The 18,698-nt window shown below is 63.1% G+C and carries 19 protein-coding genes and 1 pseudogene; 11 read left to right on the top strand and 9 right to left on the bottom strand.

All coding sequences use genetic code 11. The annotated features are described in order from the left end of the window. Positions 1 to 51 precede the first annotated feature (51 nt). Complete coding sequence (locus HZF05_RS10425) at positions 52 to 3,246, bottom strand: TRCF domain-containing protein (RefSeq protein WP_160365988.1); 3,195 nt, start codon at positions 3,244 to 3,246, stop codon at positions 52 to 54. Positions 3,247 to 3,648: 402 nt separating this feature from the next. On the opposite strand from HZF05_RS10425, the gene HZF05_RS10420 reads away from it, so the two are divergent. Both HZF05_RS10420 and HZF05_RS10415 read left to right on the top strand, forming a co-directional pair. Next, positions 3,649 to 4,071 carry a response regulator gene (locus HZF05_RS10420; protein WP_160365987.1) on the top strand — a complete coding sequence of 141 codons (423 nt, stop codon included), beginning with the start codon at positions 3,649 to 3,651 and terminating at the stop codon, positions 4,069 to 4,071. Between the two features lies 1 nt (position 4,072). Next, positions 4,073 to 4,243, top strand: coding sequence for a hypothetical protein (locus HZF05_RS10415; RefSeq protein ID WP_160365986.1), 171 nt, complete (start codon positions 4,073 to 4,075; stop codon positions 4,241 to 4,243). 483 nt (positions 4,244 to 4,726) lie between these two features. Here HZF05_RS10415 and HZF05_RS10410 read toward each other — a convergent pair whose 3' ends face one another. After that, complete coding sequence (locus HZF05_RS10410) at positions 4,727 to 5,110, bottom strand: response regulator (RefSeq protein ID WP_160365985.1); 384 nt, start codon at positions 5,108 to 5,110, stop codon at positions 4,727 to 4,729. 683 nt (positions 5,111 to 5,793) lie between these two features. On the opposite strand from HZF05_RS10410, the gene HZF05_RS10405 reads away from it, so the two are divergent. After that, positions 5,794 to 6,042, top strand: coding sequence for an AbrB/MazE/SpoVT family DNA-binding domain-containing protein (locus HZF05_RS10405; RefSeq protein ID WP_160365984.1), 249 nt, complete (start codon positions 5,794 to 5,796; stop codon positions 6,040 to 6,042). Continuing rightward, positions 6,035 to 6,472 (top strand): PIN domain-containing protein, encoded by a 438-nt coding sequence (locus tag HZF05_RS10400; protein WP_220129792.1) that lies wholly within the window; start codon positions 6,035 to 6,037, stop codon positions 6,470 to 6,472. The genes HZF05_RS10405 and HZF05_RS10400 overlap by 8 nt, the downstream gene beginning before the upstream one ends. On the opposite strand, the gene HZF05_RS10395 is transcribed toward HZF05_RS10400, so the two are convergent. Further along, positions 6,424 to 6,792, bottom strand: a complete 369-nt coding sequence (locus tag HZF05_RS10395) for a hypothetical protein (RefSeq protein ID WP_160365983.1) — start codon at positions 6,790 to 6,792, stop codon at positions 6,424 to 6,426. The genes HZF05_RS10400 and HZF05_RS10395 overlap by 49 nt on opposite strands. Before the next feature lie 568 nt (positions 6,793 to 7,360). Here HZF05_RS10395 and HZF05_RS10390 point away from each other — a divergent pair. The 3 genes and pseudogenes from HZF05_RS10390 to HZF05_RS10380 all read left to right on the top strand — a co-directional run bounded on the left by HZF05_RS10390 (position 7,361) and on the right by HZF05_RS10380 (position 8,799). After that, on the top strand, positions 7,361 to 7,783 hold the full coding sequence (locus HZF05_RS10390) for a DUF6481 family protein (protein ID WP_160365982.1): 423 nt from the start codon (positions 7,361 to 7,363) through the stop codon (positions 7,781 to 7,783). A 132-nt stretch (positions 7,784 to 7,915) separates the two neighbouring features. After that, entirely contained in the window at positions 7,916 to 8,185 is a 270-nt protein-coding gene (locus HZF05_RS10385) for a hypothetical protein (protein WP_160365981.1), read from the top strand. 198 nt (positions 8,186 to 8,383) lie between these two features. Further along, a pseudogene (locus tag HZF05_RS10380) lies at positions 8,384 to 8,799 on the top strand (Ros/MucR family transcriptional regulator). A gap of 224 nt (positions 8,800 to 9,023) precedes the next feature. Here HZF05_RS10380 and HZF05_RS10375 read toward each other — a convergent pair. Continuing rightward, positions 9,024 to 9,212, bottom strand: coding sequence for a hypothetical protein (locus tag HZF05_RS10375; protein WP_160365980.1), 189 nt, complete (start codon positions 9,210 to 9,212; stop codon positions 9,024 to 9,026). Between the two features lie 109 nt (positions 9,213 to 9,321). On the opposite strand from HZF05_RS10375, the gene HZF05_RS10370 reads away from it, so the two are divergent. Genes HZF05_RS10370 through htpG form a run of 4 tightly spaced genes read left to right on the top strand, consistent with a single transcriptional unit; the run spans position 9,322 to position 12,205 of the window. Continuing rightward, positions 9,322 to 9,633, top strand: coding sequence for a hypothetical protein (locus HZF05_RS10370; RefSeq protein WP_160365979.1), 312 nt, complete (start codon positions 9,322 to 9,324; stop codon positions 9,631 to 9,633). A gap of 18 nt (positions 9,634 to 9,651) precedes the next feature. Continuing rightward, the gene (locus tag HZF05_RS10365; protein WP_160365978.1) at positions 9,652 to 10,122 is read left to right on the top strand and encodes a WYL domain-containing protein; all 471 of its coding nucleotides are present in this window, start codon (positions 9,652 to 9,654) and stop codon (positions 10,120 to 10,122) included. Beyond that, a complete protein-coding gene (locus HZF05_RS22465; protein ID WP_484592870.1) occupies positions 10,080 to 10,307 on the top strand; it encodes a hypothetical protein in 228 nt (75 codons plus the stop codon). The genes HZF05_RS10365 and HZF05_RS22465 overlap by 43 nt, the downstream gene beginning before the upstream one ends. Positions 10,308 to 10,318: 11 nt before the next feature. Further along, positions 10,319 to 12,205 carry a molecular chaperone HtpG gene (gene htpG / locus HZF05_RS10360; RefSeq protein WP_160365977.1) on the top strand — a complete coding sequence of 629 codons (1,887 nt, stop codon included), beginning with the start codon at positions 10,319 to 10,321 and terminating at the stop codon, positions 12,203 to 12,205. Positions 12,206 to 12,942: 737 nt separating this feature from the next. Here the strand turns inward: htpG and HZF05_RS10355 are convergent. From HZF05_RS10355 to HZF05_RS10335, 5 genes are all read right to left on the bottom strand, one after another. Continuing rightward, positions 12,943 to 13,356 carry a PilZ domain-containing protein gene (locus tag HZF05_RS10355; RefSeq protein ID WP_160365976.1) on the bottom strand — a complete coding sequence of 138 codons (414 nt, stop codon included), beginning with the start codon at positions 13,354 to 13,356 and terminating at the stop codon, positions 12,943 to 12,945. 523 nt (positions 13,357 to 13,879) lie between these two features. After that, positions 13,880 to 14,266, bottom strand: a complete 387-nt coding sequence (locus tag HZF05_RS10350; RefSeq protein WP_160366165.1) for a response regulator — start codon at positions 14,264 to 14,266, stop codon at positions 13,880 to 13,882. Positions 14,267 to 14,330: 64 nt separating this feature from the next. After that, positions 14,331 to 16,835, bottom strand: a complete 2,505-nt coding sequence (locus HZF05_RS10345; protein ID WP_181638841.1) for an ATP-binding protein — start codon at positions 16,833 to 16,835, stop codon at positions 14,331 to 14,333. 23 nt (positions 16,836 to 16,858) lie between these two features. Beyond that, the gene (locus tag HZF05_RS10340) at positions 16,859 to 18,367 is read right to left on the bottom strand and encodes a GGDEF domain-containing phosphodiesterase (protein WP_160365974.1); all 1,509 of its coding nucleotides are present in this window, start codon (positions 18,365 to 18,367) and stop codon (positions 16,859 to 16,861) included. Between the two features lie 4 nt (positions 18,368 to 18,371). Beyond that, positions 18,372 to 18,668: a PilZ domain-containing protein gene (locus HZF05_RS10335; protein WP_160365973.1), complete on the bottom strand. Its 297-nt coding sequence runs from the start codon at positions 18,666 to 18,668 to the stop codon at positions 18,372 to 18,374. Positions 18,669 to 18,698: the final 30 nt, after the last annotated feature.

Genomic DNA, 18,698 nt, shown 5'->3' with positions numbered 1-18,698 from the left:
TCCGCTTTCAAATCATGGGAGCAAAAACCTCGCCCGGGCGAGCGATATAGGTCATTCCTCGTAAAAACATTCGATCAGTTCGAGGACGCGCTCAAGACGAGCACACGGATCTTCGATCTTTTCGCGAAGTAAAAAGCGGCCATTTTTCTCAATCAGCTTGGCCATGCTGGGGTCGCCTGCGAAATCACGGCGCGGCGTAATCGCGATCGCCGAAGGACCCGCATCGATTTTTGCGATGCCGAGAATACGGGCGGCAATGCGGATGCGAGCGATGGCGAGCAGTACCTTGGCGGGCGGGGGCAGCGCACCGAAGCGGTCTTCGAGCTCGTCGGCGAAGGCATCCATGGAATGTGCATCGGATAGACGCGACAGTCGCGCATAGAGCGTCAGGCGCAAGTCTTCATCAGGTATCCACTCCTGAGGCAGACAGCCGTCAACGCCGAGATGCATCTCGGGCACCCAGCGCTCCACGTCCTCGCCGCGTGCCGCGCGAACAGCGCTCTCAAAAAGGTGCTGGTAGAGGTCGACACCGATCAGCTTCATGTGCCCGGCCTGCGCTTCGCCGAGCAGGTCGCCCGCGCCGCGCAGATCGAGATCTCGCCCGGCGATCTGGAAACCTGCGCCGAGCCGGTCGAAAGCCTCCAGCGTACGGAGCCGCTTTAGCGTGCGCGGAGCTATCTCGTGCTCGGGATCGGTAAGCAGTAGCACCTGACCGCGCCGGCTGCCGCGGCCAACACGGCCGCGCAATTGGTGAAGCTGGGAAAGGCCGAAGCGGTCGGCGCGCCAGATCACCATCGTGTTAGCGCGGGGCACGTCCAACCCCGCCTCGATGATATTGGTGGCAAGCAGCACGTCACCGTCGCCCCTACCAAAGCGCACCATTATTTCGTCGATGTCGGCGGCGGGCATCTTGCCATGTGCCACGAGCAGATCAAGCTCCGGAGCAAGCTTGCGCAGTTGATCCCCGAGTGGACCCATATCCTCGATCCGCGGCACCACCACGAAGCTCTGCCCGCCGCGGCCCTTTTCGCGCAGCAGCGCGGTCCGTACGGTCTCCGGAACGAAGGAGTCGACCTGGGTACGGATCGGCCGACGGCGTGCGGGGGGCGTTGCAATAACGGATAGCTGCTGCAGACCGATAAGCGCATTCTGCAAAGTGCGCGGTATCGGGGTAGCCGACAGGATCAGAACATGGCCCGCGCTCAGGTCGCGCAGCCGCGCCTTATCGGCGGCGCCGAAACGCTGTTCCTCATCGATAATGACCAACCCGAGGTCTGCGTAGCTCATCCCCTTACCGGCAACCGCCGCGGTACCAATCACCACGCGTATGCTGCCGTCCGCTAGCCCGGCGCGCACACGTTTCTTCTCGGCGGCGCTGGATAGGCGCGAAAGCCCCGCCACCTCGAGACCTGTGCCCTCGAACCGCTCGGTGAAGGTCTCGATATGCTGGCGGGCGAGCACGGTGGTGGGAGCGGCCACCGCGACCTGCTTACCGGCGAGAGCGGCCGCGCCAGCAGCTCGCAGTGCCACCTCGGTCTTGCCATAGCCCACGTCGCCGACGATCAGTCGCTCCATCGGCTGTCCCGAGGCAAGGTCGGCGAGCACCGAAGCGATAGCCCGCGCCTGATCCGGCGTTTCGGTATAAGCGAAACTGGACGCAAACCGCTCATAGGCGGCGGATGGAGGCTCAAGTTTGGGAGCAGAGCGGGTGGCGCGCTCAGCAGCTAGCTCGGTCATTGCGCGGGCACTCTGTGCGACGGCGGCGTCGATTTCGGCCCTGCGTTTCAACCAGCTCGATCCGTCGAGCTTGTCCAAGGTGACGGAATTGGCATCGGCGCCGTAGCGCCATATACGGTCGGCCTCGTCGGTCGAAACGAGGCGGTGCGTATCGCCGGCATAGCGCAGCTGGATCGCTTCGCCGCTTTTGTCGCTCTTCCCATCCGGCATCGCCGCGAGGCCGTCGACGATACCGATGCCATGATCTTCGTGAACGATCACGTCCCCGATACGGATCTCGCCCAAGGCAAACACGGCCGCGCCGCCGGCGCCAGGCGCGGTGTCGTCGCGTTCGGCCCGGCTGCCGAGCAGATCGGCTGCAGCGATGGCAAGTACGCCCGGTCGACGAAAGCCTCGCTCGGCGGGCATGGCGAGGGTGAGTACCGTGCCAGGCTCGGCGCCGAGCACATCGGTCCAGCTGCCAACTGGCTTCGGAGACTGCTTCAGCGCCGCAGCTGCGCGGCGAGTTAGGAATCGAAGATCGCGCTCGCTTCCAAGAAGAGCGACCCTTTCGCCTGCATTGACCGCGGCGCGGACGGCCGCGCTGAAAGCACGGGCGGGCGCGAGCGCCTCGACAAAGCGCGGGGGCGGGTCGCCGACGCGGCGAAGGTCGATCATGATGCGGCCATCGAGCGCATTTTCCCACGCAGCGCTCGTGATCGCATCGCGGGTGGCGCGTTTGCCGCGTCGGCGAGCGGCGTCGGCGGCGAGCGCAAGAAAACGGCGCCGGCGATCCTCGGCCGCCGGACTGATAGCGAGACCGGCCCCGGGCAAATGGTCGAGCAACGTGACGCCCCCGCCGGCCACGTCCGGCTCCGCGACGCGTCCGATCTCGCAGCCTACCTCGTCACCGACGGTGAGCTGGTTGGCAGGATCAAAACTGCGCAGGTGGATGATATGTCCATCTGCCACCTCGATGCGCAGAGGACGCTCGGCATCGGCTGGAAAGACATCAAGCACCGTGCCGCGCAACGCGATTTCGCCCGGCTCATCGACGCGATCATCGGGAATATAGCCGATGCCGACAAGTTCTTCATATAGCGCGGGAAGATGAAGCGGCATATCGCGATCGACACGGGGCGGCTCGGCGTCAAAGGAGGCAGGCACGGCATATGTGCGAGCAAGCGCCTCGCCTGTGGTGATGAGCGCGATACGGTTCCGCTCGTTCTGGCTCAGTAGAAATCGTAGCTGCCGCAGCGCCGCGACCCGAAAACCAACATTGGCAGGAGAAGCCGGTGCATTATCGCCGGGAAGCGCGTCGCTTCCGGGACACAGCAGCACGGCAACCCCGGGCAACGCCGCAGCGAGCGCGCGTGCCGCGCCGGCAGCACGCTGCTCATCAGCGGCCGCGAACAGCAAATCGCCTCCGGCGAGCGCGTCCGCCAGCGCCGCCACAGTTTCACCGACGCCCAGCTCTGGCTCGGCCATGGGGGCGGTCAGTATGTCGAGCGGAGGAGCGTCATCGGCCATGGAAGCTTCCGGAAAGCGGCAGGAACGAGCGCAACGGGCGGCGGGAGCAACGCGTTCCTGTGTGATCATGCGTAGAGCTCACCGCTGCGGCCCGATTTGTGTTCGCTTGGTCGCCATGTCTGGCGCTGAAGCGAAGTGCTCCGCCTCCCGCATGAATGATAGCCCGATCAGTCCAATCGCTCCCTGCGAGGAATTCGCACGACCATACAAGATCAATCCGTTCTCCGTCGAAAGCGAACGCGACCTGTTGAGGAAGGCGCCGCAGGAGCGATCGCGTCCGTTCTTGATCGATCGGCGCCTGAACCCTTTAGTGTCCCTCTTGAGTTCACAATCCAATGCCGAAACGGATGGATCGACTGGCTTGCTGAGGAGTCTGGGGTCGGCGGGACAGAAGGATCATCTATGGCCGAACCATTCGACGATATCTCGACGCCCCCCTATGCTCTGGTCGTCGACGACGATGCGCTTGTGCTGATGAACTCATGTGACATCCTCGAGGAGGCCGGCTTTCGCTTCTACGAGGCAGGGAGTGGCGATGAAGCCAAAGCCCTGCTGGAAGGTTGCGGAGACACCATCACGCTCCTCTTTACCGACGTCGAGATGCCCGGAGAGACCAACGGTTTCGCGCTTGCGCATCATGTGGCGGAGCGCTTTCCTGAGATCGAGATCATCGTTGCCAGCGGCAGGGTGCAGCCCGAAGCGGGCGACATGCCGGACAAGGCCACCTTCATCTCGAAGCCGTTCAGCGCTCAGGTCGTCCACGATCATCTTCGTAAGAAGCTGCCGGACGGGAAGAAGCCCCTACCTCTCAAGGCGGCTGTCTGAGATGCGTAATACCGACCGTCGGGAAATAGTTCTGCTGACCGGCGTCGTGCTCGTTATCATCGTCGCCGGCGTCGTCATGGTGCGGTCGAACCAGCAGCCACGGATCACGCCAGCATCGAGCACGGGTTCGATGCAGGAGCAGTTGAGCCCTCAGACAAACCCGACACACTGACGCGCTGCCTGTCGTCCTGTTATCCGGAGGTCCGACCGGTCTGCCCACGCGTAGCGCATCAAGAATCGGTGTGACACGACTAACGGCCCAGACCGTTTGCCGAGCCGGCGCTTGAGCATCTTGTCGAGGAGCTGGGCATTGACCGCGCCGACATCTTTCTCGCTCCCGATGGAGACGACAATAGTGCCGGCTGCACCCCAAGCGATGGACGCGGAGAGAGGCCATTCGGGCGTCGATCCGGCTTCCGATCCTGCGATTGCCGGTGGAAATCAATCTGCCGGTCGATCTGGCCGACGACCAGAAGGTTCGCGATGTCCGCGCGGGGCATGAGAAGAGCGGTGGCGAAAATATTGCGGTCGAATGACTCAGGGCGAAAGGCAGCGGTCACGACTGAGCCGTTGCCAACGCCGTCACTCTCGGGGCCTCCTTCTCTAGTCTCCTCAGAGTTCGAGTGCCTCTCGACCAAACCTCGGCAAATGCTGATCAGCCCGCTGCCTGTCGCGGGCTCGTGGAGCCTTCGGAAACCCGAGTTGTTGCATGCCTGCGGAAAGCGTCGAGGAAGGCATCTCGATGGAAAGGTTTCGCAAGGACGCCATCGCCCTGGGCGCAGGCATCGGGTTCTCCTGTGACGTAGATCACCGGGATGCTGCCGATCTCCGCTTCGATCCTCGTCACCGCTGCCCTGCCACAGCCTACTTCGAGCCTGACGTCGCAGAGGATGATATCCGGGCGGCGCTTACGGGCAGCCTCCACGGCGGCCCCCTCGGTCTGGGCGATCTCGCTGGTCGTGGCGCCAGCAATCTCAGCAAGGGCAGCGACATAGTCGGCTGCCAGATAGTCGTCCTCGATAACCAGCGCGTGGCACATCATGCTCTCCGATCCCAAAAGAAACGCATGCGCTGCCGATCGGCATCATGGAAGGCCAGCTTGCTACACCGTTTCGGCGCAACGATGGAACCAACGGGCGCGTCTTGGACCCAGCGGGCTTTGCGGATGATATGAAATCGCGTCAGTGGGAGTGACGATCGTACGGTTTCGCAGTTAGAATCGGCGGGCGACGCTGGATTTGCTGTCCTGCCATCCAGAGACCAGCGATGCGGGCGCGGACGCGCTCGACGTCCGGGCGCGCTGATATTGATCCAGCGCTAGCGCCGCGCGAGGGCGTCCGGCAAGCGGCGATGCGGTTCCCGGATCACGGCCCGGCTTGGACAGCCGGCGAAACAGCGAATTAGAAGGCGTAGTTCACTGATACGAACCGACAGGCTCGGGATACGGTCGGCATGGGCGGGACAGCGGCACATGCCTTGGCCCCGTCCTTGGCACCAGTTCCCCCCAGACGTCGCATCAGCTCGGCCGCTAGCTTGTCGAGCATCGCAATCGGCTTGGAGATGACGAGCGGACATTGGGGCCTCCCTTGTCCGTCTTTTATCTCTCCCTTCCATGTGCCGAGCGTCAGACGAGGCAAGGTCTAATGCGCCTCAACCTGCTTGCTTTCCGACACACATAAAGCAGTACTATCCTCGCATCAGAACCAACGGGGGGACACCGGAATGAGCGCGCAGAAAGGAAAGGTCATCGCGGGCGGCCGGATTGCGCTGCCGGCCGACATCCGGTGCGCTTTGGGACTGGAGAATGGCGATACCGTGTTGTTCGAGGTCGATGGCGACGGTGTCCGCATCCGCCCGGCGAAGTCAGCGTTGCGCCGTATCCAGGATCGGCTTCAGGCCTTCGCGCCCGAGCCTGGCCTCTTGTCGGACGAGCTGATCGCCGACCGGAGGGCCGAGGGTCGCCGTGAGTGATGATCGCTATGTGCTGGATGCGTCTGCTCTGCTTTGTGCCCTGTTTCGGGAACCCGGCGCCGAAGAGGTCGTAACTCGGCTGAGCAACACTTTGCTCTCTGCGGTCTATGTGCACAAGACATTGTCGAAGCTGTTCGATCGTGGCGTCGGGATCGACGTGGCACGCGCGATGCTGGATGATCTCGATATCGAGATCTTGCCGGTCGACGCCGAGCAGGCCGCGCTTGGCGCGGAGTTACGGGCCGACACGGCATTCCGGGCTGTCGCTCGGCGACCGGAGTTGCCTGGCCCTCGCGCAGGCGAAGCAGGCGACAGCGCTGACGACCGATCGGGCCTGAAAGGACATTTCGATCAACCTGTCGCTCGAGATCGATCGATAAATCAGCCGGTATTCGCCACGGAAAAGGCTGGGCCTATCACGCAGGCGTAGCGAGTCTCGCTGCGTTGGTGGGTCAGAGCCTCTTCGGAGGCTGCCACATAAGTCATGGTATCGCGATCGAGGAAGGCGGTCACGACGAGGGTGGCGGTCTTGTCGTGCATAAGAACCACCCGGTGGTCCGTGACGCTCTCGATGGGCACGCTTGGAAAGCCTTCCTTCTGATAGCGACGGGCGGCGATATCCAGGTTCAGGCGCACGATCGCGCCATTGGCCGCCGTGCAGGTCAGGCCGACGGGCTTGGCAAGCGCAGCGCCGGAGGCGGTGCAACCGCCGAAGACGCAGCCCAGGATAGCGGCGAGGATCGCGCGCAAGGAAAACACACCAGTTTGAGAACGTTACACACGCTGAATAGCATAGATGGTGAGCCGTGCCATCGCTCCGCGACAATGAAAGCGCGCCAGCGCTACTCGGTCGCTCGCGTGTCGTCCGCTATGGCATAGGCGACGACAAGCTGTCCGGCACCACGACCGACCTCGCCGCTGCCTTCGGTGCGACGGCGGGGCCCGCCACTTTCTCCACCGTCTACACCGCCGCCGCCAAAACCGGCACAACAATGAGCTGCTCGGACGCCTGGGCCAATATCCAGTCGCGTCTCAGCGATCCTGCGACGTTCGACAACAGACCCAGGTCTGTGCGCCGTCAGGTTCCGATGCGACCGACGAACGCTTTCGCTGCATTGCTGAGACTCGCCTTTCACCGTCAGCATCCTGTATGGCCCCGGCAGTTGCCGCGGATCACGGTCAGTGTCCGATCGATCCCGCTGTTGCCAATTGGGACAAGCGGATAGCTCGCGAGGTGTCGGGCACCCCGCATGTCGCATGGGCATGAGGGTCGATCGCTGGGCAACGCACAAGAATACCGAGGGAAAACCATAGACTGATGCACGGATATAAAAGCCCGAACTTCCAGGAGCGGCAGCAATTGGCCGCTCAAGCCAGAACCGCCGCTTTGAAACTCTATAGGAACCGGCCGCCCGTCGATGAGGCGGCGATGGCGGAACGCGCCGCACGCCGCCGGGCGCGCGAAACGGCAGAGGCGGAAAAGCGCGCCGCAAACGTGCGCGCCCGCGAGGCTATGGCTGAAGCCAAGCGGGAAAAAGAGCGTCGAGCTGCGGAAGCGGCTGAAGCCGCCGTGACGGCTGAAGCCGAAGCGGTCAGGGCGGCGTCGCAGGCTGCGGCGCAGGCCAAGGCTGACGCCAAGGCGCTCAAGGTCGCCGAGCGGAAGAACTGGACCGAAGAGGACCGCAAGGCTGCGCGCGACGCACGCTATGCGGCGCGCAAGGCCCGGCAGCAGCGGCGATGATCATGATGGTAGCGTCGAGCGACACCACGCGTTGACGGTCCTGCCCATCCTGAGCGAACTTTCCTGTGGATTGTCCGTCTTGCGCCGTCGAGAGCGGTAGACCCGCATCGCAGGCTCCGGCAGGATTCTTCCATGGCCGCTATCGCGAAACTCTCCGACTTCCCCACCCGAAGCTTCAAGTCCCGGTACTGGGACATGCCCGATGGCCCGACCGTGTACGCTTATGTCTCAGACGAGACGAAGCCGATAATGGTTGCGATCGACCTCCACGAGGTAGGTGCCAGTCCCGCCATGGAAACCCTGGCCGCCAAGATACGCGCCGGCCTCGTCCCGTTCCGCGAGGCGCGGGAAGTACGCGCTGGCGTGCACGGCCACTTCCTGGTGGCGGAGGTTAGCGCCTGATCGATCGAGCCCCGGGCAGGGTCGAGCATGGTTCAACCAAAACCGCCGGCACAATTTGCTACCTCGCAAGCAAGCAATAGACAGTCGGTCCCACTCTCTTTCTTCCGGGCAGAGGTCACCTCCGCACTTCCCGAAACTATTGGACCAGCCCACTTTCCGATATAGGGACGGCCACCCCCTTACTTGTGACGTACTCCCGTGGCTGACGCCCGTTCCGATCTCATTCACCTGACCGCCGACATCGTCTCGGCGCATGTCTCGAACAACAACTTCCGAGCACAGACGTCGCAGCGCTCATAGAGAAGGTCTACGACGCCCTGGAAGCCGCCGGTGCGCCGCCGTCCCGCGAAGAACCGAAACCGGAACCAGCCGTCGCCGTCCGCGCGTCGGTGAAACACGACTACATCGTCTGCCTCGAAGACGGTAAGAAACTGAAGATGCTGAAGCGCTACCTGCGCACAAACTATAACATAACGCCGGAGGAATATCGGGTGAAGTGGGGCCTGCCGCGCGATTACCCGATGGTCGCGCCCGCTTATGCCGAGCAACGCCGCGGCCTTGCTAAACAGATCGGTCTTGGGCGAAGCCGGCCGAAACCGGGAAGACAGCGCTGAGGCGCGCGGCCAGGGCACCCGCGAAACGCGAGGCCAAGCCCAAGCCGGATGCGCCGGTCACCGAGCCGGCCGAGAGCTGATCATTCGAAGGACGCGCTCGCGAGGGCGCGGCCAGGCCACCAATCCCTGTCGGCGATGCCGACGGGGCTCCTACGTGACGATGTGAGGACGGCGGCCGGATCGCTCCGTCCTTCCGCGGATGCGTTCGTTCTCGCGTTCCGTGATCAGCCTTTGCCGGCCCTGGATGCAGCGTTCACCAGCGCCCGCTCGATTGTGTCCTCCGCCGACGCCGCCATCTCGTCCCACATGATCGCCGACCGCTCGTGCATGGCGCGACGGTTAGCGAGATCGCTCTTCTCGGCCAGCGCCCGCTGGGCGGCGGCCTGGGCGCGGTATTGCTCGGCATTGCTCATGCCACGCACCTACAGGCGGAGTGATGTTCGGCGCAACCTGCGCGTGCAGCCGACTACGCCCGCAGAGATTACCGAGATCGCAGAGTGCGACCGTCGGACCGCGCAACGCATGACCGTGGCGCTCACCGACCGGTTCCCGGAGACCGAGCGCTGGACGGACGAGGTGAACCAACCGCGCTGGCCTCTCCCTACCACGGGCATTGTCGCCTTCCTGTCGCCGAAACCGGAGGAACTCGCAGTGCTCGCCCGCGCGATCGACAAGCTCGTGCATGATGGCGCCGCCAACGAGGCACGAACCCTGCGGAGCCTCGAAGAGAAGATGCTCGCCAACATCCGAGGGGCTCTCGCGCGCGCATCGAGGTCGACGACGAGGCGCTGCTTCAGGCACTCGGCCTCGCCCGCCGCCCCGGCCCCCGGCTGATGGCCGACAGCGAAGTCGATGAGGCCCTCGCCACCGCTGAAGAGCCGCCACCACATCTGGATGTTCTATTCGAGCTGGGGCGACGCGGAGCCCCGCTGGCGTGAGGTCGCGCCCTATGGTTTGCTTCTCGGCACCCACCGCTATCTCGTCGCGAAGGACATCCAGCGCAGCGACGGCGTGCTGCGTCACTGCCGCGTCGAAGGCATATTCGCAGTCGAGATCCTCGCCGAGAGCTTCGAGCCCGATCGCGGCTTCGATCTGTGCACCCACGCCAGGGCGGGTTTCAGTTCCTGCGTCAATCTGGCGGAGGTCGAGACTGTAAACTGGCGCTTTGCGGCCGATGCTGCCGAACGCGCCCGACGGTTCGTCTTCCATCCCGACGAGTTCAGGGTCAAGAATGAGGACGAGACGGTCACTGTCCCTTCAGCGCCCGCGGACTGCATGAGATGGGCTGGCAGCTCCTTCCGCGGGGCGACAAGGTCGAGGTGATCGAACCGGCGAGTCTCCGCGCGATGGTGAAGGGCTATCGGCGATCGGACTTCAAGGGCGCTGCCCTGATGCGCGTCACGGCATATCCGGCTTCGTGCGCCGGGTTACCCTCGGCATCGGCTATCGCTGTACTTGAAAGCCGCGCGCAGGTCAGTCATCTGCTTTGCACTTACCAAGGAGACTGACAGGAATCCGTATGACGACGACTACCGAGGCCGCGCCCGCAACCCGTTCCTTCGAGGCCGACGTCGCCAAGCTGCTGCACCTGATGGTGCATTCGGTCTATTCCGACAAAGATGTCTTCCTGCGAGAGCTGATTTCGAACGCGGCCGATGCATGCGAGAAGCTGCGGTACGAGGGGCTGAGCAACGCCGCCCTTCTCGGAGATGGCGGTCAGCCGCGCATCACCGTCATCCTCGATCCCGACGCGCGCCAGCTGACCATCGAGGATAATGGCATCGGCATGAGCGAGGACGAACTCACCGATGCGCTGGGCACGATCGCACGCTCCGGCACCAAGGCCTTCATGGACCGCATCGCCGGCGCCAAGGATGCCGAGGGGAGCCATCTGATCGGCCAGTTTGGCGTCGGCTTCTATTCCGCCTTCATGGTCGCCGATCGGGTCGAGGTAACATCGCGGCGCGCAGGCACGGAGGCTGCGTCCATCTGGTCCTCCGATGGCCTTGGTACCTATACGATCCAGCCGGCAACCCTTGCCGACGCGCCTGCCCGCGGAACCCGTGTGCTGCTCCACCTCAAAGAGGATGCGGCGAGCTACACCGAGAGCTTCACCATCGAGCGCACAATTAAGACGCAGTCGGGCCACGTGCCGGTCCCGATCTTCCTCAAGGACACGCCCGACGCGGAGCCGAAGCAGATCGCCGATGGCGCGGCGCTTTGGACCAAGCCCAAGTCCGAGATCACCGCGAAAGAATATAAGGATTTCTACCGCAGCGCCGCCGGGCAGTTCGACGAGCCCGCGCTGACGCTGCATTACCGCGCCGAGGGCCTCCACGAATATACCGTGCTTGCCTTCATCCCCGAGAACAAGCCGATCGACCTGTTCGAGCCCGAGCGGGCCGGGCGCATGAAGCTCTATGTCCGGCGCGTCTTCATTACCGACGAAGCGCAGATCCTGCCACGCTATCTCCGCTTCGTGCGCGGACTCGTCGACTCGAACGACCTGCCGCTGAATGTCTCGCGCGAGATGATCCAGGAAAGCCCGGTGCTCGCCGCGATCCAGAAGGGCGTCTCGAATCGCGTGCTGTCGGAGCTCGACAAGCTCTCTGGGACCGATGCCGACCGCTACCTCAACATCTGGGACAATTTTGGGCCGGTGCTGAAGGAAGGCCTCTACGAGGATTATGCGCGCCGCGAAGCGCTTCTAGGCTTGGCCCGATTCAAGTCCACCACATCGGAGGGCGAGTGGCGGTCGCTCACGGACTATGTGGCCGGCCTGAAGGAAAACCAGACGGCGATCTATTATGCGACGGGCACCGATCTCGATCGGCTCGCGACATCACCTCAGCTCGAAGGTTTCCGCGCGCGCGGGATTGAGGTCCTGTTGCTGAGCGATCAGATCGACAGCTTCTGGGTTACCGCCGGTGTCGATTATGATGGCAAGCCCTTCAAGTCCGTGACGCAGGGGCTGGCCGACCTGAGCCTCATCCCGCTCGTCGAAGGTGAAACGCCGGCGGCGGCCGCGTCGGACGCGGTTTCCGGTTTCATCTCCTTCGTGAAGGACGCGCTCGGCGATGCCGTATCGGACGTGCGCGCGTCCGATCGCCTGACGACAAGCGCCGTCTGCCTCGTCGCGCCGGAGACCGGCATGGACCGCCAGCTCGAAAAGCTTCTCGCCGGTGCAGGTCGGCTCGATTCTGCGGCCAAGCCGGTGCTCGAGGTCAATGCGAACCATCCGCTGATCGAGAAGCTGAGCGCTGTCGATGCAGGCGACGACGCACTTCGTAAGGATGCCGCATATTTGCTTTTTGATGAAGCTCGGATCGCAGATGGCGAACTGCCTGTCGATCCGCGCGCCTTTTCCGGCCGCCTAATGCGCTTGCTGGAGCGCGGTCTTAAATGACCATATTGCCGCGCGCGGATTTGCCGTCCATCCGGACGCGGACGTTTGCTGACGAACGGCTTTCAGCCACGCGATCCGGCACAGTTTGTCGTGGGGGAGCGCAGGCGGCTCAATCCTCTCGATGTTTCGTCGTTCCAGCGAAATTCTGCCATACGAGGGCCGAAAAACGATCCTCGGTCTAGCGATCAAAAAAAAGCGCTTAAATTCCGAGGCGGTGGCCGGGCTTCGGCTTGAACTCCTGCCAGCCGATGCGACAGAATGGCGGCCCGTAGTTCGAGCGCCGCGGATCAGCTCGTCGAGAAGAATGGTGTTCGAAAGGATATGGTCGACCACCTCGACCCGGACAGACGGTCAATGGACCCAATGGCGCGCGCTTGACGCCCGTCACATTCCTCGCCGAACGGCTGATGTAGAAAAGAGGCTGCGGGTCCCGCCAACGACCCGATCGAGGTACCGAATGCCGAGCACTAGACGGCCCGCCTTCTTCTCGATCCGGCTGGTCGGCGCCACCATTCTGTGAGACGGCGACCGGTGGTCGTCCACGCTATCCAGCCCGACGAAGATGATCGTCTGACCGCATCCGGCGCGCTCGACCACTCAATCCTAGGCCTGAGTCGAACGCCGCGATCAATCATTGTCTATCTTATGTTGGTGGTCTGGCCGCTCGTTTCACGTTACAAAATTCGCCGGATTGCGCTGACTGATTCTCTTTTGCCAGTAGCTCGACAGCGATAAGATTAGCGACGCCGACCGAATTGCTTCTGGCGCGGCGGGCGCTTTATAAAAATTGGCGCCGGAGCATAGCGTACCAACTCAAATTGCGGCGCGCCTGGACTCGAACCGAGTCGCTTGCATCTCGCAGGATCAATCCTGTCATCGAAGCGCAGCCCAACCCCTCGGCAGGCCACACGTGTCACTGTCGCCCCGACATCAGCGAAGCCGCGAAAGGAGATCGTGATCCGGTCGCCCGCACCAAAGGCTGCGTCAGCTTCAAGATACGCCCCTGTCGAGGATATGTTGCGGATGCGGCCTTGAATCGCCTCGCCCTCGAACATGATATCTGCACCGAGGAAAATACTCTCCCGCGTCGCGATACGCTGGTTCTCCGGACGGGGTTGTTCGCTGTTCGGAAGAGAATCAGTCTCGGTCATGGCGCACACGCACGTTTCGAAGGATGCCATCGTTCGCTACGGCATGTTGGTTGACGAATGATTGAAAACCCGGCGCTTCCAGAACGGCCGACATTTGGTCCTGCGCCCGATGAACCGGCCCAATGTTTGTCAGCGAGCCGTTGGCGACGCACTTTCCGTCGATCGCGGCCCTCAGGCACTGGGCACTTCACAGTTTCATCATGTTGAAACGAGCCGGGCGAGATCACGCTAGTCGAGCAGCCGTTGGGCCTAGCCAAGGGAAATTGAATGCCAGCGCCACACGCTGGTCCTCGACTTGCCCATCTCCGCCAAGATCGCAACGAGCCCAGCCCGTCATCCGTCGAAAGGATGATCCGCGCTCGCCAGACAAGGCTCTGTGGGAAGCGGGTGCCGAAACGAGAGCTTGACGCCGCGCCCGGTCCGCAGCTGAAACGATGAGATCTATGCCGCTAAACACGCCCATTGTCGCGGATCGAAACTCGGACAAAGTTCTCAAACGGTTTCGATAGTTGCATTCGACCCATTAGATAAGGACGGCATCGCCACGTTCGCTGATCATTCGACCGATGGAGTCAAACAAGGCGTTCATCGCAACCGGCTTCGATAGTACGTCATCGGCGCCGTGATCGAGACAAGTCTCGCGCAGACCGACGGCCGTGTCGGCAGTCACAACAATAACGGGAACCTTGGCTTTAGCATCGCTCCGCTCGCGAATGGCACGGATGGCGGAAAGTCCATCCATGCCGGGCATCCGCAGGTCCATTAGCACGATATCGAACTGGCGAGCGCTTAGCATATCGAGACCCATTCGGGCATCATGTGCCTCCGTCATCTCGGCGCCGACGATCGTCAGCATGTCGCGCACGACGCGGCGATTCATCGCGTCGTCTTCCACGAACAGGATCTGCATAGCCGCGTTGCTCATCAGGATACTATCTAGCTGACCAAGGTAAAAATTATGTTGCGCATGCCCGTCAGGCCGCTTTGTCCGCAGCCGACCGCACTACGAGAGGCCGTTCGCTATAGAGTTTGCCAAGCTCGGCGAGCAGGTCGGGCGCGCCGATCGGCTTAGCCAGCAACTGATCAGGGCCGAGCGAAAGCAAATCGGTCTCGGCAATTGGCGCTGCCGGACCGTGAAGAATCGAGACACGCGCATTGCAGCCGCGCGCGGCGGCGATGATCGAGCGAAGCGCGGAGATCGCGTCGGCGGGATCCGCGCCACAGCTACCCGCCTCGACCAGGATGTGATCGCATGGCTGACGGACCATGGCCGCGCAGCTCTCTGCGGGGGACGCGACCGCGACGACCTGCTCGCAGGCGGGCGCCAGCACGTTTGAGATGATGCGCTGGGTTAAAGGGTTCGCCTCGACGAGCACGACCTTCGCCATGGCGAGACTGGTCGCCGCCGGGCTCTCGGCGCGGACGACAACTGATCGATCGACCGCAGCGGCAAGTGGGAGACTGATCGTGAAGCAGCTTCCCCGGCCAAGCTCGCTGGCCACGGTCACGTCGCCGCCCATCGCGCGGGAGAGGTTTCGGCAGATTGCCAGGCCAAGCCCGGTGCCGCCATATTGGCGGCTGGTGCCACCATCGATCTGGCGGAAGCTCTCGAAGATCAACTCGCTTTTGTCCGCGGCGATGCCGATGCCGGTATCGGCGACCTCGATGACGAGCTGATCGACCTCATCAACCGTGACGGTCCGCGCACGCAGGCAAACCCCACCCTCGTGCGTGAACTTGAGCGCATTCGACATGAGGTTGAAGACGATTTGTCGGAGGCGATCCTCGTCTTCGTTGACCCAGGCCGGCGCCGCATCGATATCAAGCTCCAAGGTCAGTTTCTTCGCTTCGGCTTCGCCTCGCCAAAGGCGTTCGGCCTCTCGCAGAAGCTGCCCGAGGTCGAAGTCCGCCTTCTGAAGAACAAGGTTGCCCGTTTCGATCTTGGCGACGTCCAGGATGTCGTCGACCAGTGCCCGCATGGTTTCGCCGGCGCCATGGACGACTTCGATTTTGTCGCGAAGTGATCGATCGATCTTCTGGTCCGCGAGCAGAACCTGGGTCATCCCCAAGATGCCGTTCAGCGGTGTGCGGATCTCATGGCTGGTCGTCGCCAGGAATTCGGTCTTGGCGCGCAGCGCGTCCTGCAGCGAGTGGTTTGCGTGGCTCAGTTCTGCGTTCGCCGCGCGTACGCGGTTCCGGCTCCGCGATAGCGAGACGAAACCGGCCAGCAATAGGCCCAAAACGATCGCAGCGGCCGACATGATCGTGCTGAACAGGATCGTCCAAAAGCGCGCCTTCGATTGCTGGAGCCGGGCTTCTTGCCGGCCCTTCTCCGCCTTCAGGCGGGCAATGCGAAGATCCTGATTGGCGAAGTCGAAGCGGGCCGTGACCAACGCAGCACTGCTCGATGCGGTCAGCTTCTGGATCTCGTCATCCAGCCTTTTGAACGCTTCAAGATGGTTCAAAGACAGCTCGTAGCGACCGAGATGCTGATAGACGTGGTAGGCGGTCTCGTGAAAATCGCGAAACGATGTTGTCGTTGTCGCGATATTGATGCCCGCGAAGGTACGGTCGAGATAGGCGGAAGCGCGCTGATAGTTGCCCTCCTTCGCAGCGATCTGTGCCTTGACGCCCCAGATGAACGGACGCCAACCCGCCGCATCGCCTGCGCTCGCGACAGCCAAAGCGCGATCGATACTGATCTTCGCACCATCGATCCCGCCGTCCAGAAGCTGGGCTGAGGCGAGGTTCGTCAGAATCCGCGCCTGCAGCATCGCACTACCAAGCGACGATGCTGCGACCAGCGCCTTGCGATACTCCTTCTCGGCATCGCGATAGCGGCCGAGCTTTTTCAGGGTTTCTCCGAGATTGTTGTGGGCGGCCAGTTCGATCGCCGGATCGCCGCGATATACGTCGGGAACCTGGGAATAATATCGCAGGCTCTGCTGATTGTCGCCTGCATCCGAATAGATCCCGCCCATGCTGAGCAGCGCTTTCGCCTGCCCACGACCGTCGCCCAAAGCCACGTAGAGCTCGTAGGCTCTTTGGAAATCAGCCAGGGAGGCGCGGACATCACCGATCGCGGTCTCGGCCGTTCCGCGCGCGAGCGTGACGTCGGCAACGAGCTTCGAGCGGGGCTCGGCCGCAGCCGCCCCCTTGAGCGCCTGCTCCAGCAAAGGCAGGGCCTGGCCGGGTTGGTTGACGCGGCTCAGCGCCTCGCCGTGGAGCCACTCGGCCGTAGCCGTGCCGGTGGCGACCGCCTTAGCGTCCGGGAGCCGCTTCGCCAGCTGCTCGGCGAGCAGTACGGGCTTCATGGCCGAGGCGGGGTCGGCCATCATGGCGGCCTTTGCGGCCGCCACGGCGGCGTCGAATGCCTGGGTTGCCTGATCGCTGCCGGTAGCCGCCCACGCGCTCGCCGGCGCGACCGCAAGCGCGGTGAGGCCCACGCCAAGCATGACGCTTCTGCGCACGGACTCCATGGCCAGAGACGCTCGCTTCGGTGTCATGATGCGATCCTGTCCTTCAAATTTGCGGTGGCCCGTTCTCGCAAGGCACGACCAACGCCCGGTAGCTGGTCGAGGGCTTGCTGCTGTCCGCCGCCCAGCACGAACTCCCGCAGCGCATCGACGCCGAGTGGCTTGGAAATGAGGTAGCCCTGGAGCAGGTCGCATCCCATTACGCGCAGTAAGGCCATTGCCTCGGGCGTATCGACGCCTTCTGCGGTCACCTCCAGTTCCATCGCGTGCGCCAGGTCGATGGTCGAGCGCACCAGCAACGGGTCGCGCTGATTGCTGGCGAGCGACGAGATGAAGCTCTTGTCGATCTTCAGTTCCTTAAGCGGCAACCGCTGGAGATAGGCCAGCGATGAGAAGGCGGCACCGTAATCGTCGATCGCGATGCGCGCGCCAGCCGCAGCCAAAGCGGAAAGGTTGGCTTCCGCTCGTTCCTGATCGGCAATCGTTGCTGTCTCGGTGATCTCGAAGCCGATGCCGCCCTTCACGTCGGCCAGGCGAGCCAGGAGCCACGCCACGAAATCGAGGTCGTCCACCAGCAACCCCGACAGGTTGATGTCGACCGTGAGGGGGCAGCCTTGCTCAGCAAGACAAGCGCGATCGGCAATGGCACGCTCGACAACCCACTCGGTCAGGCTGCGGATGCATCCGGTCTCTTCGGCAAGCGGAATGAAGATGTCGGGAGGAACGTCTCCTCTCATCGGATGACGCCAGCGAAGCAGCGCTTCCACCGCATCGATCGTCCAGCTCCGGTTGCGGAGTTTAGGCTGATAGACCAGCGCGAGTTCGCCCCTTGTAACCGCCGTCTGGAGGTCGCGCACGAGCGCCAGCCGGTCGGCGTTGCCGTCGGGAGCATCGGCTTCCGAAATGAACAGCCGGACATGTCGGCGTCGCGCCTCTTCCAAAGCCGCCTCGGCCCGCTTCACTGCCGCGAGCGAGATCGGTCCCCTTCCGGTATCCGTTGCGCCAATGAGGAAATGGAGTTCGAACAGAACGCCATCGCATGTGATCGGCGTCGCGACGGCTGCCGTCGCCGCGATCAGGCGCGCACGCGCATCGGCCAGAGACCTCGCCCGGAACGCAAACTCGATGGTCGTGCGATCGGCACGGCCGATTTCGCAGTCGCCTATGGCCGCCACGAGACGTTCGCAGATGGTCGAGACGACGCGATCGGCCAACTCAAAGCCCAGGGTCTCGCGCAAAAGATTGAATCGCTCGATCTCGCCGACCGCCATGAAAAGCCGGGTCTCTTCGCGCGGCGAACGTGCATATGCGCTTTCGCGCCGAAGCATATCGAAATAGCCCGTCTGCGACGGCGCCATCCTGTCTTCTTTTAAGCGGTGCGCAATCCCCGTCGCGTCCGGCAACCACCGGCGGATGGCCGTCAAATGGCGCCAAAGTCGCGTGGGGATGTCGTCCAGCATGAACCGAGGATCGGCGATCGAGTTGAAAATCGGGTTAACCGACGCGACGCTTGAGCCGAATAAGATCTTGAACAAGCGACTATATCTGCAGCGAGCGCCCCGACAGGAGAGTCTGCAACAGATAGGATGGAACTGGCCGATCGAAGCGGACGCCGCAACGCGGCGGTTTGACCCACATGATCAGCGCGGGCATGTCCGTGTCGCGGACGCGCACGATCATTCGGTCGCCGCTGCTCACTCTCTCGCCGAGATGGAGTAGCGCCCCATCGCGCGACACGTTGATCAAATGGACGCGTAGGGTCTCACCGTTGATCTCGGCGGAAGCGGGCTCGAAAATCTTGTGGCGGGCGGCTCGCACCCGTTCCAGCAGCGGCATGCCTGGCCCCGCCTTCTGTCATAGAGTCCG

The sequence above is a fragment of the Sphingomonas chungangi genome, assembly GCF_013778325.1.
Lineage (GTDB): Bacteria > Pseudomonadota > Alphaproteobacteria > Sphingomonadales > Sphingomonadaceae > Solisphingomonas > Solisphingomonas chungangi.
Note: the sequence above shows the minus strand (reverse complement) of the source record. Positions and strands in the feature narration are given on the sequence as shown.